General features: G+C 58.6%; 17 protein-coding genes. 6 read left to right on the plus strand and 11 right to left on the minus strand.

What is annotated here, in order from left to right; genetic code table 11:
- Positions 1 to 86: 86 nt before the first annotated feature.
- Genes QCE69_RS20930 through QCE69_RS20940 form a run of 3 tightly spaced genes read left to right on the plus strand, consistent with a single transcriptional unit; the run spans position 87 to position 3,120 of the window.
- A complete protein-coding gene (locus QCE69_RS20930; RefSeq protein WP_309932702.1) occupies positions 87 to 1,487 on the plus strand; it encodes a hypothetical protein in 1,401 nt (466 codons plus the stop codon).
- A complete protein-coding gene (locus QCE69_RS20935) occupies positions 1,421 to 2,719 on the plus strand; it encodes a tetratricopeptide repeat protein (RefSeq protein WP_309932704.1) in 1,299 nt (432 codons plus the stop codon). Before QCE69_RS20930 ends, QCE69_RS20935 begins: the two co-directional genes overlap by 67 nt.
- Positions 2,683 to 3,120, plus strand: coding sequence for a tetratricopeptide repeat protein (locus tag QCE69_RS20940; protein ID WP_309922635.1), 438 nt, complete (start codon positions 2,683 to 2,685; stop codon positions 3,118 to 3,120). The genes QCE69_RS20935 and QCE69_RS20940 overlap by 37 nt, the downstream gene beginning before the upstream one ends.
- 255 nt (positions 3,121 to 3,375) lie before the next feature.
- On the opposite strand, the gene QCE69_RS20945 is transcribed toward QCE69_RS20940, so the two are convergent.
- Positions 3,376 to 4,074: a class I SAM-dependent methyltransferase gene (locus QCE69_RS20945; protein WP_309932705.1), complete on the minus strand. Its 699-nt coding sequence runs from the start codon at positions 4,072 to 4,074 to the stop codon at positions 3,376 to 3,378.
- A 135-nt stretch (positions 4,075 to 4,209) separates the two neighbouring features.
- Here QCE69_RS20945 and QCE69_RS20950 point away from each other — a divergent pair, with 135 nt between their 5' ends.
- Positions 4,210 to 5,082 carry a helix-turn-helix transcriptional regulator gene (locus QCE69_RS20950; protein WP_309932707.1) on the plus strand — a complete coding sequence of 291 codons (873 nt, stop codon included), beginning with the start codon at positions 4,210 to 4,212 and terminating at the stop codon, positions 5,080 to 5,082.
- Positions 5,083 to 5,447: 365 nt separating this feature from the next.
- On the opposite strand, the gene QCE69_RS39565 is transcribed toward QCE69_RS20950, so the two are convergent.
- The 6 genes from QCE69_RS39565 to QCE69_RS20970 form a co-directional block, all read right to left on the minus strand.
- On the minus strand, positions 5,448 to 5,624 hold the full coding sequence (locus QCE69_RS39565) for a group II intron maturase-specific domain-containing protein (protein WP_409021217.1): 177 nt from the start codon (positions 5,622 to 5,624) through the stop codon (positions 5,448 to 5,450).
- A gap of 148 nt (positions 5,625 to 5,772) precedes the next feature.
- Positions 5,773 to 5,934, minus strand: coding sequence for a hypothetical protein (locus tag QCE69_RS39570; protein ID WP_409021218.1), 162 nt, complete (start codon positions 5,932 to 5,934; stop codon positions 5,773 to 5,775).
- 122 nt (positions 5,935 to 6,056) lie between these two features.
- A complete protein-coding gene (locus tag QCE69_RS39575; protein WP_409021219.1) occupies positions 6,057 to 6,296 on the minus strand; it encodes a hypothetical protein in 240 nt (79 codons plus the stop codon).
- A gap of 372 nt (positions 6,297 to 6,668) precedes the next feature.
- Positions 6,669 to 6,959, minus strand: a complete 291-nt coding sequence (locus QCE69_RS20960; RefSeq protein ID WP_309932709.1) for a DUF1330 domain-containing protein — start codon at positions 6,957 to 6,959, stop codon at positions 6,669 to 6,671.
- A 94-nt stretch (positions 6,960 to 7,053) separates the two neighbouring features.
- Positions 7,054 to 8,109: an aldo/keto reductase gene (locus QCE69_RS20965; RefSeq protein WP_309932710.1), complete on the minus strand. Its 1,056-nt coding sequence runs from the start codon at positions 8,107 to 8,109 to the stop codon at positions 7,054 to 7,056.
- A gap of 74 nt (positions 8,110 to 8,183) precedes the next feature.
- Positions 8,184 to 8,774 (minus strand): flavodoxin family protein, encoded by a 591-nt coding sequence (locus QCE69_RS20970; RefSeq protein WP_309932714.1) that lies wholly within the window; start codon positions 8,772 to 8,774, stop codon positions 8,184 to 8,186.
- Between the two features lie 117 nt (positions 8,775 to 8,891).
- On the opposite strand from QCE69_RS20970, the gene QCE69_RS20975 reads away from it, so the two are divergent.
- Entirely contained in the window at positions 8,892 to 9,797 is a 906-nt protein-coding gene (locus tag QCE69_RS20975; protein ID WP_309932717.1) for a LysR family transcriptional regulator, read from the plus strand.
- Positions 9,798 to 10,055: 258 nt separating this feature from the next.
- Here the strand turns inward: QCE69_RS20975 and QCE69_RS20980 are convergent, their stop codons facing one another.
- Both QCE69_RS20980 and QCE69_RS20985 read right to left on the minus strand, forming a co-directional pair.
- Positions 10,056 to 11,078 (minus strand): GntR family transcriptional regulator, encoded by a 1,023-nt coding sequence (locus tag QCE69_RS20980; RefSeq protein ID WP_309932719.1) that lies wholly within the window; start codon positions 11,076 to 11,078, stop codon positions 10,056 to 10,058.
- 75 nt (positions 11,079 to 11,153) lie between these two features.
- Entirely contained in the window at positions 11,154 to 12,197 is a 1,044-nt protein-coding gene (locus tag QCE69_RS20985; RefSeq protein WP_309932721.1) for an extracellular solute-binding protein, read from the minus strand.
- Between QCE69_RS20985 and QCE69_RS20990 the strand changes: the two genes are divergently transcribed.
- Positions 12,192 to 12,320, plus strand: a complete 129-nt coding sequence (locus QCE69_RS20990) for a hypothetical protein (protein ID WP_309932722.1) — start codon at positions 12,192 to 12,194, stop codon at positions 12,318 to 12,320. The two genes, QCE69_RS20985 and QCE69_RS20990, sit on opposite strands and share 6 nt — an antisense overlap.
- A 53-nt stretch (positions 12,321 to 12,373) precedes the next feature.
- Here the strand turns inward: QCE69_RS20990 and QCE69_RS20995 are convergent, their stop codons facing one another.
- Positions 12,374 to 13,429 (minus strand): GTP-binding protein, encoded by a 1,056-nt coding sequence (locus QCE69_RS20995; protein ID WP_309932723.1) that lies wholly within the window; start codon positions 13,427 to 13,429, stop codon positions 12,374 to 12,376.
- A complete protein-coding gene (locus QCE69_RS21000; RefSeq protein ID WP_409017889.1) occupies positions 13,426 to 13,728 on the minus strand; it encodes a hypothetical protein in 303 nt (100 codons plus the stop codon). Before QCE69_RS21000 ends, QCE69_RS20995 begins: the two co-directional genes overlap by 4 nt.
- Between the last annotated feature and the right edge of the window lie 12 nt (positions 13,729 to 13,740).

A 13,740-nucleotide genomic window follows, 5' to 3' on the forward strand; every position in this document is an offset into this window, starting at 1 on the left:
CCGGTGGGGAGAACTCTCCGGCGGCTACGCCGCCTCTGACTTCTCCCCACCGGCCAAAACCTTCGCCGCTACACCGGCCAAAATGATTGTCGCCCTCCAGATTTAAAGAGAACCTTGATAAACCTCAACTTTCAGCGGAATATCGAATTCTTTCGTGGTTTGGAGTCGGCGGCCAGGGCAAGACCGCGCTGGTCGAGGAGTTCGATCGAATTTTGAAGTCGAAGCAGGCGACCGCGCGGTCTATTCCTCCTCTCGCGCACGCGCTCATTGACTTTGAAAACGCTAACAATCGCGCCATCGCAACCGCCCTGCTGGCGATCCGCGGACAACTTCACGCGACGTCAGGACTGCACTTTCCGACGTTTGAATTCGCCTGCCTGCGTTACTTGGCGCTAACCCAGCCAGACGTCGATCTCAAAGACCTGCGAACTCGCTTCTTCACCGCAGGCGCGCCCTATCTCGACTCCCTGCTTCAAGCGATGTTCGCGCTGGGCGAGCTAGGCGGGGCGGTGCACGCCATACCTGGCTTCAGCTTGATTACCAAATATGGTACTAAGCTGCTAGGGAAAGCGGGGCAGACGTTCATCGACTGGTGGAATGATAGCGGCGGCCGGACGCTCTACGATATCGACGAACTTTCGCAGGATGCATTGCTTCGTCGGTTGCCGAGTTGTTTTGGCGCCGACTTAATGGACGCGCTAGCTCGTAAGCGGCCGCCACGGATAGTTATCATGCTGGACACCTACGAGGCCTTGTGGCGCGGCCGTGGCCTGAGAGATGGCCCCGGGGCCCTGCGCATCGACGACTGGGTAAGGCTTTTGGTCCAGGATTCGCCCGGTGTCATGTTCATTATCTTTGGACGAGACAAGTTGCGGTGGCACGAAATAGATCCGGAGGCGCGCTGGAATGATGTCATTAGTGAATATTTACTCGGCGGTTTGAACCGGCGCGATGCTAACGCGCTCCTTATCAAGTGGCGAGTTCAGGAATCAACGATACGAATACGCATGATCGCTGGATCCTCTAGTGGTGAAAGCCACACGGTAGATGAACAGACAGAAGCTTATTTGCCTTTTTATCTCGAGCTGCAGGCCCTGACCTATCGGAACATCACAGCCCAAGGCAGAGTGCCGCGTCCCGAAGATTTTGGGAGCGATCAGCCACAGATTCTTGCCCGGTTTTTGGAACACCTTGACGGCGAAAGCGATAAGCTCCTGCGCGTTGCCAGTTATCTATCCGCCCTCGATTCGGAGGTGCTGGATATGCTAAGCGACAAATTTCTTGGTGGTCGGGCGAGCACAGACTGGTCTCGTCTTTATGGCCGAAGTTTAATTTCTGAAGAGAGAGAGAGGGGCTTCGCTTTGTCCACAACCTGTTGCGAAAAGCGCTGCAGAAACGCGAGCAGGACGACAGACCGGAGTTGTACCGGGACATCCATCAAGCGTTGTTTGACTGGTTCGATATTCGAAGCGGATCAAGCGAATTAAGCACGGTTGCGCAAGAACAAGAGCCAGCCGTATTGGCGGCGATCAGGCATTTATCTCAGTTCGACCAAAAAAAGGCGGTTCATTGGGCCAGCACTCAAATGCCTCGACTTGATGAGGCAGGCAAATGGCGCATTTTGGAAGAAGTGTGTCAGCTTGTTCTTCCGTTGGCAGAGACCAATTATGGCGCAGAGCACCGGTTGACAACAACCATCTGGTCGTGGCTCGCGGCCGCCGCATTATCAAACGGCCACTATGTCGAGGCCGAGGCACTGTATAAGCGGGTCCAGGCGACCCAAGAGAGAACTCTCGGTCCGAATCATCCGTCAACAGCCAGGACACTCGCCAGTCTTGCCAACTTATACGGCGACACTGGGCGCTATGTCGAAGCCGAGGCGCTATATGAGCACGTCCGGGTAATCCAAGAGAGAGCCCTAGGTGCGGAGCATCCCTCAACCGTCACGACACTCGCCAATCTTGCCAAGGTCTACCGCGACACGGGTCGCTACGGCGAGGCGGAGGCACTGTATGAGTTCGTCCAGGCGATCCAAGAGAGAACTTTCGGTCCAGAGCACCCTTGGACCACCGCAACGGTCGCCAACCTTGCTAGCGTGTACGGCGACACCGGGCGCTATGCGCTAGCCGAGCCGCTGTTTAAGCGCGTCTGGGCGATCCGGGAGAAAGTCCTTGGCCCGGAGCATCCGCTGACCGCCACGACGCTTGGTAATCTTGCAAGCCTTTACCTTGACACCGGGCGTTATGCCGAGGCCGAGGCACTGCAAGAGCGAGTACGGGCGATCAAGGAGAAAATCTTCGGCCTAGAGCACCCCTCGACCGCCAAGACGCTCGCCAATCTTGCCAGGGTATTCCGCGACACCGGGCGTTATGCCGAGGCCGAGGCGCTGTACAAGCGAGTCCAGGCAATCCAGGAGAAAACTCTCGGTCAAGAGCATCCCTTGGCTGCCATGACGCTCGCTAATCTTGCCTGCGGATACCGCGACACCGGGCGCTATGCCGAGGCCGAAGCACTGCATAAGCGCGTCCTAGCAATTCAGGAGAGAACCCTCGGCCCGGAACATCCCTCGACCGCCACGACGCTCGCTAATCTTGCCAACGTGTACAGTGACAGCGGCCGCTACTCCGAGGCCGAGGCGCTGCTGAGCGCGCGCGGACGATCTACGAAAAAATTTTCGGTCCAGTGCATCCTTGGACCGCTACGATGCTTGCGAATATAGCCAACGTGTGCAGCGACACCGGGCGCTACGCGGACGCTGAGGCGCTGCATAAGCGCGCCCGAGCGATCTACGAAAAGAGTTTTGGTCCTGAGCACCCTTGGACCGTTACGATGCTTGCCAATATTGCGTGCACGTACCGCGACGCTGGGCGCTATGCAGAATCGGCTAACTTATTCGGCTTGGCGCAACAACGGTTTTCAACAAGCCTACCGCCGCGCGACCTGGCGATTCTTCGGCTCCTAGTGGATCGAGGTAAGCTTCATGCGCTCTGCGGCGAAAACGAAGAGGCGACCAATGATTTTTTTGAGGCGCTTGACGCCTTCGAGGCACTTGGCGTGCGACCTGAGTATCGCTGGGCGCGCGAAGCTCGCGAGGGCTTGGCAAAACTTAAACGAAGCTAACGCCCAACACAGACGTGAATGACCTTTAAGTGATTGGACGCGCCGCTCGAGGATTCATCGCCGGTGTTGCATCAGTGACGCCAGCGAAGGTCGCTTGTTGGCCGGACGCGGGCGGCCGATCGCGTCCGGCCAACATTAACCGCGCCGCGCAATCCAAGCGCAATCCATTAAAGCGAACGTTCAACTCGTTCAAACCGACTTTTCAGGCGATGAAAAATACATCTCATTGACCGAAACTACTGAAAGCACATCGATTCATTTGGTAGCAACGGTGAATTCGTTTCCCCGGCCCGGGCTTATCGGGATGGACTGCGACAGATAACCGTTTGCAGGATTGCGCACGTAGTCCAGATAAGGATTGTCCTGATCGAACGCGTTTTCCGCCAGAATCAGCGCGCCGGCTCTCAGACATGATTCGAGCAACTTCAGCACCGGCAGGTAGAGGCTGAACGCGCCGTCCAGCAATACCAGGTCGACTTCCTCATGAATGTCAGCGAGAGTTTGACGCGCATCGCCCACTCGGATGTCGACCATGTCCGCTAGGCCCGAAGCTTCCAGGCTGGCGCGCGCTCGTGCTGCTTTGCTGGGTTCCAGTTCGGTGCCGATCAGATGACCGCCGCCGTTGTCGCGCAGCGCTGCCGCCAAGTAGACGGTGGATATGCCCATCGACGTCCCGAATTCGACGATCCGGGTTGCCTTGCTAGCGCGTGCGCATTGATAGAGAAACTTCCCATATTCCTGGGTCACGTTCAGATAGTTGTCGGCATAGCCATGGTAAAAGCCACGCAAGTCCCTCTGCTCTTCGGCGAAATGTGCGGAGATCACGTCTGCCAGCATTTGCTCGGAGTTCTCGACGTCTTGAAATTGCGCCGTCAACGCGCGATCTGCTTGTTCCGCCTCTACAAACATCTGCTGCAAGGTCTGGGCGACGCGCGTGGTACTGAGAGAATTCATGGATTGGTCCCATCGGAAAAGGTTTGGAGTGTCAGGCACGATGACGAATCGCCCCTCTTACGCACGCGTCGTCAGCGTTCAGGCAATGCTAGAGAACCTTACGCTCGGCAACATCAGGAAATATGGTCAAAATATGTGGAATTCCTGCCAAGCGAGTTTGCGCCCCTGCTCATGCCTGTCCTCAGCCAGATGTCAGACCCAGCCGAATGGCTGGACCCCGATGATGTTCCTCGTCCAGTGGTGACCTTCGGCACGGTCGGTTTCGACATGAAATCGATAGATAAGAAAGCGGCCGCCCTCCTTCGAGACCGGAAGGAGATGGGCTTTCATCAGCATCGCAAAGCTGAACTCATGCTCGCCATGCAAGGCGTGCTGACTTGCGAAGTCGATGGCGGCTTGTGGATCGTGCCGCCGCAAAGCGCGATCTGGGTGCCGGGCGGCGTCGTTCATAAGTTTATTGCCTCCGGCACGCTCGAGTGTTATGTCGCCTTCATCGAACCTTGGATTGCGTCGGCGCAGCCGACGACCAGCTGCGCGCTCACCGCGACCCCCCTTTTGCGCGAACTGCTGATTCGTTCTGCCAGCCTGCCATCGATGTATGAGAGCGGCGGCATCGAGTCTCATCTTGTTACCTTGCTTCTAGATGAAATCGCCATAGCGCCGCTGGGCAATCTTCATCTGCCGATGCCGACCGACACGCGATTGCGAAGAATGGTCGACATGATGAAAAATAACCCTGCTGACCGGAGTACGATGGGGACGTGGGCACGGCGAGTCGGTATGAGTGAACGCACGCTGGCACGCGCACTGAACAATCAGACAGGCATGAGTTTCGGCAACTGGCGACAGCAGCTTCATCTGATGCTAGCCGTCCAATGGCTGGGTTCCGGTGCGTTGGTACAGCAGGTCGCTGACGACCTCGGGTATGAAAGCGCGAGTAGTTTCGTCTCGATGTTTCGTAAGAAGCTGGGCGCGCCTCCCGCGCGATACATGGCCGAGCGCGCGTGACGGATTGTTGACGATCAAAGTGATCGCGGTCGATTGTCAGATATTGGCCGGACGCGGTCAATATCGAATTGCCGAAGTCGGTAGAGTCGAAATGTGGCGCGGTAGAAGTAGGTTCGGTTTGTCTGTCGCCGCCTCTTTCGTTCGGCGGTGCCCGAATAACCTCGCCCTAACGCCGTTTCCACATCCCGCTCGTCGAACGGGACATGCAGATCTCCCGCATCCGGCTCTCGGACAGGACATCTCGCCTTCACACACGGCAGGTTCACAACCATGGACCAGTCGACGCACGAGACCGAAGTGCCGGAAGAGGTGCTGGGAAGGATAAGTCCCGCCCCTTCGACGTCGAACCTTGTACTTGTTCGTAATCACCGACGCAACCGCGTAGCGGTGTAGCTGTCGAGCGCCCGATACGCGCGTCTGTCCGAGCCTACCTTGAAGTAGTTCGCCCAGCCGCGCAGCGTGCGGTTCAACCTGCCCACCAGCTCCGTGGTCTCTTGCCACACTGTCTCGAGGGCGGTCATCGCATGAATCTTTTCGACCATGCGCCGGATACCCTTCCTCGACGGCCGCATGCCCACACGGGCTGGCCTGTCGTCGCAGAGTACAACCGCCCAAACGTGTACCCCAGGAAGTCGAATTCGCCTTCCGGCACCTTGCAGATTCGTGTCTTCTCCTCGTTGACCGTCAACTTCAGCACTTCAGCTTTCTCATGATCTCGCGCAGACGCAGCAAGGCTTCCTCAGCCTTACCCGTGTTGCACAGGATCACCAGATCATACTCGTAGGTCACGATTCGACTACCAAGACTGCGCTGAAGTCCGAGCGTCTTCCATGCCAGCACAAACCGGCGCATATAGATATTCGCCAGCAGTGGTGAGATGGGTGAGCCTTGCGGAATGCCACGTCTGCTATTCGGGCCCCTGTCGTGCGTTTCCTCCGACCTCGGTTATCGGCTTCTTCAACGGGGCATTCCAGCTACATCCGGATCAGATGCAGCGCGCGCCGATCCACGATGCGCCGCGCGAGCGACAGCATCAATTCGGCGTGTGGAATACTTCCGAAGTAGTCCGCAAGGTCGGCGTCAACGACGTCCGTCTGCCCTCGATGCAGTCGCTCTTCCACCTCGATCACTACTTGCTGGGCGTTTCGCCCCGCGCGATAAGCGTATTGCTCTTGTGGAAGGTCCGCTTCGAAGATCGGTTCGAGCACCAGCATCGCTGCTGTCATGCACACCCGATCTCACAAGGTCGAAATGCCCTGCGGCCTCAGCTTGCCATTGGCCTTCGGGATAAACACTCTTCTGATAGGGTGCGGCCGGTAACTCTCCTGCCTGAGCGCAAGCGCTAGTTCGCCGAGCCACTTCTGCACCCCATACGCTTCGACCCCCACGAAGTCTTGCCGATCGACCCGGCGGCTTCCAGGTTGCAGCCGTCACTCGCCGGACACGTGAGACGGCGACCGTTCCAAATAGTCCAACGTCGCCAGGCTTAAACGAAACGCAACGCCCTGCGTCGAAACTGTGCGCGCGAAAGGTATTGCCGAGCTTGTTTTAGAGCCCGGTACTTGCGTCCAAAAATGCAGGGAGAGTCATGAATTCCCTTCGAGTATGACAAAGGTTCCTGTCGCTGCCGCAGCCCTAAGCGCCCTGGCCGCCTGGTATCCGGGGCTGTGGTAGAAACGCTTGGCCTCTTCGAACGAGTCAAACTCGAAGATCACGTGCCGATCGTGGGCCTCGCCTTCGAGGTTTTCATAAAGTCCCGAAGACGCAATGACCTTTGGGCTGAAGCCTTTCATTGCATCGCCGGCAGCTTTAGCATAAGCAGCATACGCATGTGCATCCGAAATGCTAACGTGCGCAATTAAATAACCTTTTGGCATCTATATCTCCATTGGTAGTTGGCAGATTTAAATCACGTCCGGGTCGGGGCGCTGAAATGCCTTCACCGGAGATGTTGGTAAGCGGTAGCGGGTTCTACTTCGTTGCGGCCGCCATGAAAGGTCGAGGAAGCCTGCTCGCGTCCTGATGCTCGATCATCCAACCCGGATAGTGGGGCGGCAGGGCACCCACGGCGTCAAGACGCGCGAGTTCGTGATCGGATAGGACGATATCGACCGCGCTGAGATTGTCTTCGAGCTGTTCGACCCGTCTGGCACCAATAATGACGCTCGTGACATGCGGCTTGGCGAGCAACCAGGCCAGCGCGATTTGTGCGACCGAGACACAGCGTGCATCGGCGATGGCGCGCATCACCGAAACACACTGCCACGCCCGATCAAGATCCACAGGCGGGAAATCAAACGTGCTGCGCCGCGAATCATGGTCGGCGGGTGCGCCGGGCCCGAACTTTCCGGAAAGCAATCCGCCGGCGAGCGGCGACCAGACGAGCAGTCCCATCTGCTCTTCGACTATGAGTGGCACCAGTTCGCGTTCTACGTCGCGTCCGGCGATTGAATAGTAGGCCTGGAGCGTCTCGAAGCGCGTGGCGTGAAGCGCTGCACTCATCCCAAGCGCTTTACCAATCTTGCCGGCTCGCCAGTTCGAGACGCCGACATAACGGACCAGTCCCTGCCGCGTCAGGTCGTCGAGAGCACGCAGCGTCTCCTCGACCAGCGTGACCGGATCGCTAGCGTGAATTTGGTAAAGGTCAATGTGGTCCACCTGTAGCCGTTCCAGGCTCTTCTGCACGGAGTCCATGATGTGACCGCGCGATGCCCCCTGGTCATTGGGTTTCGGGCCCATCACTCCGGCTGTCTTGGTAGCCAGCACGATCTCGCTGCGCGGCACTCCAAGCTCTCTCAGCGCGTGCCCGACGACGCGTTCGGATTGGCCAAAAGAATAGATATCGGCGGTGTCAATAAAGTTAACGCCAGCAGCAAGCGCGTGGGCGATCAACCGGTTCCCTTCATTCTGCCCAAGCGCGCCGATCGACGCCCACATGCCCGCGTCGGCATTGCCGCCCATTGTCATCGTGCCGAGGCACAGTTCGGATACATATAGGCCGGTCCGGCCAAGCTGCTTATATTTCAAGGTCGTTCCTTAAGGGACAAGCTTCATGCAAAATTCGGCGCGCTGTAATCCGTCGCGCTCCCCACTCGCGTATCTCAGATGATCTGAGATTTTCCAAGCCTCAGGTGACCGGCGATCATTACCACGCGCGCGCCATAGCGGCGAGCGGTTTCGAGGTCTCCTGACGACATTTCTTGAGGTGACGCGTCAGCCGGGGTCTGCGCCATCGGTGCGATGTATGAGCCCATGCGGTTCAGGTCGTCACGCGTCGAGGCTTTCACATTTGCGGGCTTGATATCCATGCCGACCCAGATGCCTCCGTGCTGCCCTGCAAGCAGGAAGAAATATTCGAGCGTGTTGAGCTTGTCGCCATTCAGACTCGCGCTATTCGTAAAGCCACCAAAGACTTTGTTTTGCCAAGCCCCGTCGAACCAGGGTTTGGAAGATGCGTCGGCGAACTTCTTGAACTGCCAGCTCGGGCCGCCCATATAGGTCGGCGAGCCGAAAAGGATGGCATCTGCGGTAGCAAGTTTTGCCCACGCGTCCTCCCCAATGTTTCCGTCGGCGTCGATCGCGATCGGTGCCGCACCGGCGCCTTCGGCGATAGCGCTTGCCATACGGGCGGTATGCCCATAGCCAGAGTGGTAGATCACAACCGCGCTGACTTGAGAGGTGTGTCGACTCATAAAAGCTCCCTTTCTCGAGGTTGCCCGATGTGGGCGACGTGGAGAGCAAGTCTACTGACACCAAATTCGGTGATAAATGATGGTAAATTAGACGCTCTGTTATCCATTGAAATAACAATGCAAGACCTCCATGCGCTTCTGGTTTTTGCCCGTGTGGCCGAGATGGCGAGCTTCACGCGCGCGGCGGACAGTCTGGGAATTCAGAAAGGACGGGTCTCGATCGTCGTTCGTGACCTCGAACGCGAGATGGGGGTTGCTCTGCTGCACCGGACGACGAGAAGCGTTCAATTGACTGAGGACGGACGCGCCTTTTATTTGCGCGCACGAGACTTGCTGGCCGACGCACAGGAGTTGCAATCCATGTTTTCCGGTCAAGCAGCATCGCTCCGAGGTCGCTTGCGCGTCGACATGCCTACCGAATTGGCACGAAGCGTCGTGATTCCCGCACTCCCCGATCTGTTGATGGCGCATCCGGAGTTGGAACTCGAACTTTCCAGCACCGACCGGCGGGTCGATCTGGTTCAGGAAGGGTTCGATTGCGTGCTTCGTCTGGGACCCATTGTGGATGAGACGCTGATTGCAAGGTCGTTGGGTAAGTTGCGCATGACAAATGCGGCGAGTCCAAAATATCTGGAACGGTACGGCATGCCGCGCACACTCGATGATCTGCGCAGCCAGAGGCACCGGATGGTCAGCTACACGCGAACCCTCGGTGCAAGGCATGCCGGTTGGGAATACCCATCCGGCGATGGCTACGCGTCGCTTCCGCTTCCCGCCTCGATGCAGGTCAACAGCGTCCAGACCTATCATGCAGCTGGGCTTGCAGGTATCGGACTGATCCAGGCGGGATATTCAGCGCTCGCGCATCACATCGAAAGTGGCGCGCTCATGGAAATCTTGCCAGACCTACGTCCTGAGCCTCTCGCCGCGTCACTCGTCGTGGCGCATCGCCGTAACCTGTCCCAGCGTGTACGCGCTTTTATGAACTGGATTGAAGGGGTTTTAGAGCCCTATTTTGACTAGGCAAGCTACATAAACCGGCGGGAACGCGGTTGTCGGTTATTTGGAACACAACGGCCATTGGAGCGTCAGCAGCTGATCATCGATGAGTGCCCCAAACTGGCCGCTTTTGCCCGTTGGTCGGGAGGCGAACCACCGTTCGAGATGACCGTGGTATCAACGGCCGGTGCTGAGAGTTGAACAGCCGTCCCGCCCGTGACCGGCGAACGTCCGCAAAGGCCGAATTCCGGCCATTACCACCGCCCGAAGCAGTAAAGCGCCTCACGCCACCCTCTGCAAATACCCCGGCAATTCCGGATCCGGCAACACGGCAAGCACCTTAAGCCTTTGCCTGGTCCGAACCTGCCCGTTATGGAGATGTTCGGCGAGCGCGTCGGCGGCTTTTCGATACTCGCGACGGATCAAGCGTTCGATCACAACTTGATGCTCCACCAACGTCCCCCTATCCGGATGCAGCTGAAAAGCATCATAAAACGCGTGATTAACGATAAGCGGCATATGCGCATGCCCAATAGCGGCAAGCAACTTCCCATTAGGCGCTCGGCTTAGAAACGTGTCATGAAGCGTGGTCTCGAGCCGATGCAACTCCCCCGCATCAACCGAATCCGGATCGGCGATAGCTCTTTCAACATCCGCCAAAGCCTCTTCAAGCACCAAAGCCCCCAACAAAGGCCCACTAGCCACCAACGCAGCCGGCTCCAACAGCCCTCGCAGTTCATAATCCTGCGCCACCGCCCTTGCCGTAAGCGGCCCACAAAGCCAATGCGAGTAAGCCGACTTCTCCACGAGCCCCCGATCCCGCAGCCGATTAAGCGCCTCCCTAACCGTCCCCCGACTGACCCCAAACCCCTCAGCCGCTTCACTCTCATCGATCCTGAAGTGACCAAAAACGATAGCCAGCGAAATCGCCGCTTCGAGCGAATCAAGAATCCGCTCACTGGTGGAAGGAATCGAAAGCGGCTCCGGCCTGCGATCAAACCCTAGCGTTTCCTCGGACAAAGGCACGCGCAAAGGCTCCGGCACTCCTCCATCTGCCTGAGCAACGAGATACCCTCGCCCTTCAAACGTATGCAGCAAGCCCCCGGCATGCAGCATCTCAAACGCCTTCCTCACCGGCACCCGACTAGTCCCAAACAACCGCGCCACAGGCCCTTCGAGCAACACGAGCCCCGGCACAATCGCGCCAACAGCAATAGCCGACTTAAGCCGGTCATGAATCACGCGATATCGCAGCCGGCTATCCGCCTCGATCTGCGTATCGGCGATTTGCGTCGCGTCGGTCAATGCAACAACCTTATGCGAGGAAGCGCTTGCGCGTCTTGTCATCGTGAAAGCAACTGCATAGAAGCACTTGCGCCATCAGGACCTCATGAACTCGGTCCATCGGCGCACGAGGTAGTTATGCTCATCCATCACCGAATCCCAAACTGCGATCCGGCTCATGCGTGCGACATACCCGCCGCCATCCCGCACTTGCCCGACTGGCACGAGATGCTTGCTCGTAGGCCCTGGCAATTCGGCGGAAGCGCGCGCACCATCGTACCAGTAGGCCCATTCCGCGTCGCTCATCTGCGCGCGTGACCGCTCGGGATTAGAGATATAAAACCCCTGCCGCGCCATCGTCGCACCGGCCCAGCCTTCGAGCCACCAGTTCAGGTACTCGTAAGCCGCATCGAGCACGCGTCCATGCGCCAGCCGCGAAATCCCGATGCCGCCAAACCAGGCCCGATACCCCTCACGCGGCCGAGCCAACCGAAAGTTCAACCCCGCCCGCTCAAGCTCCACAGTAGCCGGCGACCAGATACTCTGAATCACGACCTTGTTGGCGATCATCAACTGCGCCGCTTCAGCAAAGCTAGACCAGAACCCTGCAAAGTGCCCGCGCCGCTTGAACTCGATCAACGTCCCGATGAGTCCGTCGATCTCCTCGATCTCCAGGTTGCCGATATCCCGAAACCGCATCAGCCCGCTGGCCTCGACAGCAAGCGCCGCATCGATAGCGCCGATAGCTGCATCCGCCTGCAACGCCACGCGCCCCGCGAGTTCAGGCGCAAGAAGCCAGGCCCAACTTTCTTCGCCATCGATGAGCGAAGCGGGCATCGAATCGGGCAGATAAACGAAGCTATCCGCGTTATGCGTGAGCGGCAGCATGCTGATGCGCTCGCTTGGCTTGCGCGCAAGCGTGCCATCCGCCTGCACGAACAGCCGATCGGCAGGCACACAGCCCGCGCCACCTGCTGGTTGAGCCTTCGTCTTCGCGAGCCGACCCGTCCGCGGCAACGCATTGACTTCATCCCAGCGGCGAATGCGTGAAAGCTCCACAGGCTGAAGCGCATGCGTCGGCCACAAACAATCGATGCTATGAAACCACTGGTCGTACAGTTCGTAGCGATCCGGATGCATGACGCCATCGCGCTGCACGCTGCCGCCGTCCTGCACGACAAAGCGCAGCTTGATGCCAAGATCCTGTTCCGCCCGCTTGCGGATATGTTCCTGAAGCGTGACGCTCGTGCCCAGGACGCGTAACTCGACCTTGGAGGGATGCACCGCGGGTGCTGAAGGACTCGAACGAGCAGTGTTCAATCGACGGTTTCTGCTGTGTGTGGATGAAGATGCCGGCTGAAACGCCGGTACGAATCGCGGACGGCATCGCCATCGAGATGTTCCGCGATGAACACGAGACGCGAATGCTTCACGCCGTCCGGCCAGGCATCGAGATGCAGGACCGGATGCACGAGATGATGCACCGCATGCACGACAACCGGCTGCTGTGCGCCCTCGAGCGCAAGCAGGCCTTTGACTCGCAGGATGTTATCACCGTGACGGTTCAGCAGCATCGTGAACCAGAGCGTGAAAACGGGCCAGTCGAGTGGCTCATCGAAGTCGATGCAAAACGATTCGATACCCGATAACTTGCCGCGATGCGCATTCAAACTCGCAAGCGGCCGTGCATCGTCAACAGCTTGCACAGCGCGCGAACCTGAGCGGCGCACCAAATCCGCGAAGTCATGCACATTGGCAGCGACATCGAGCACCAGCGAAGCATCGTCACGCTGCGTGCGGCGCATGGTCCGCGCTGCCGGATTCAATCGTGCCAGCATGCCTTCGAGCGCATCGACAGCAGCATCCCCGGCAAGATCCGCCTTGCTGATCAATAGCCGATCCGCCGCCGCAACCTGCGCAAGCCATTCTGGATGACGCGCCTGTTGCTGCTCCGCATTGAGCGCATCGACCACAGTGACAATCGCGCCAATCGAATAATGACTCGACACGATCCGGTCACCCAGCAAGGTCGCGACGATGGGCGCGGGCGTCGCGAGTCCAGTCGTCTCCAGCACGACACGCGAGAACGGCGGAACCTCGCCGCGCGCGCGTCGCGAGAAGAGCGTCGCCAGCGCATCCTTCAGTTCACCGCGAATCGCACAGCAAATGCAGCCGTTGTCGAGCAGCACCGTCTGCGCTTCGACTTCGCCCATCAGCAAATGATCCAGTCCGACTTCACCGAACTCGTTGACGAGCACGGCCGTGTCGCGCGCCGCATCGCCCTTGAGCACATCGGCCAGCAACGTCGACTTGCCGCTGCCGAGAAAGCCCGTCACGATCGTGACCGGAATGACATCGTAGGCGAGACTCATGATCGCGCCTCGTCGTCATCGGCGAACATGGCGAGCGGATCGAGCGGTTTGCCAAGCATCGTTTCAGCGGCCTTCCATATCTGCATGAAGTCCTCGACGATAAGCTGCGCACCCGTCGGCGATGACAGCACGAACGACTGTCCATGAAAATCCGCGAGCCTCAGCCGATACCCTTCGAGCACGCGGTTCGCATGCGCCACCTGCACATAGCGTTGCCGCCGCGCGTTCGCGCCTTCGCCCGCCGCCACCGTGTTCGACCAATGCCGCCCGCCGCCGAGCAACCCGCACATGCCGCACATAGCCATCCACTC

The sequence above is a fragment of the Caballeronia sp. LZ032 genome, from assembly GCF_031451315.1.
GTDB lineage: Bacteria > Pseudomonadota > Gammaproteobacteria > Burkholderiales > Burkholderiaceae > Caballeronia.

Coding starts and splice junctions, on each gene's coding strand:
- QCE69_RS20945 (WP_309932705.1), bottom strand. CDS start 4,074: ATGAATTCTCTCAGTACCACGCGCGTCGCCCAGACCTTGCAGCAGATG.
- QCE69_RS39565 (WP_409021217.1), bottom strand. CDS start 5,624: ATGGTCGAAAAGATTCATGCGATGACCGCCCTCGAGACAGTGTGGCAA.
- QCE69_RS39570 (WP_409021218.1), bottom strand. CDS start 5,934: ATGCGCCGGTTTGTGCTGGCATGGAAGACGCTCGGACTTCAGCGCAGT.
- QCE69_RS39575 (WP_409021219.1), bottom strand. CDS start 6,296: ATGCTGGTGCTCGAACCGATCTTCGAAGCGGACCTTCCACAAGAGCAA.
- QCE69_RS20960 (WP_309932709.1), bottom strand. CDS start 6,959: ATGCCAAAAGGTTATTTAATTGCGCACGTTAGCATTTCGGATGCACAT.
- QCE69_RS20970 (WP_309932714.1), bottom strand. CDS start 8,774: ATGAGTCGACACACCTCTCAAGTCAGCGCGGTTGTGATCTACCACTCT.
- QCE69_RS20975 (WP_309932717.1), top strand. CDS start 8,892: ATGCAAGACCTCCATGCGCTTCTGGTTTTTGCCCGTGTGGCCGAGATG.
- QCE69_RS20990 (WP_309932722.1), top strand. CDS start 12,192: ATGCATGACGCCATCGCGCTGCACGCTGCCGCCGTCCTGCACGACAAA.
- QCE69_RS20985 (WP_309932721.1), bottom strand. CDS start 12,197: ATGCATCCGGATCGCTACGAACTGTACGACCAGTGGTTTCATAGCATC.
- QCE69_RS20995 (WP_309932723.1), bottom strand. CDS start 13,429: ATGAGTCTCGCCTACGATGTCATTCCGGTCACGATCGTGACGGGCTTT.
- QCE69_RS21000 (WP_409017889.1), bottom strand. CDS start 13,728: ATGTGCGGCATGTGCGGGTTGCTCGGCGGCGGGCGGCATTGGTCGAAC.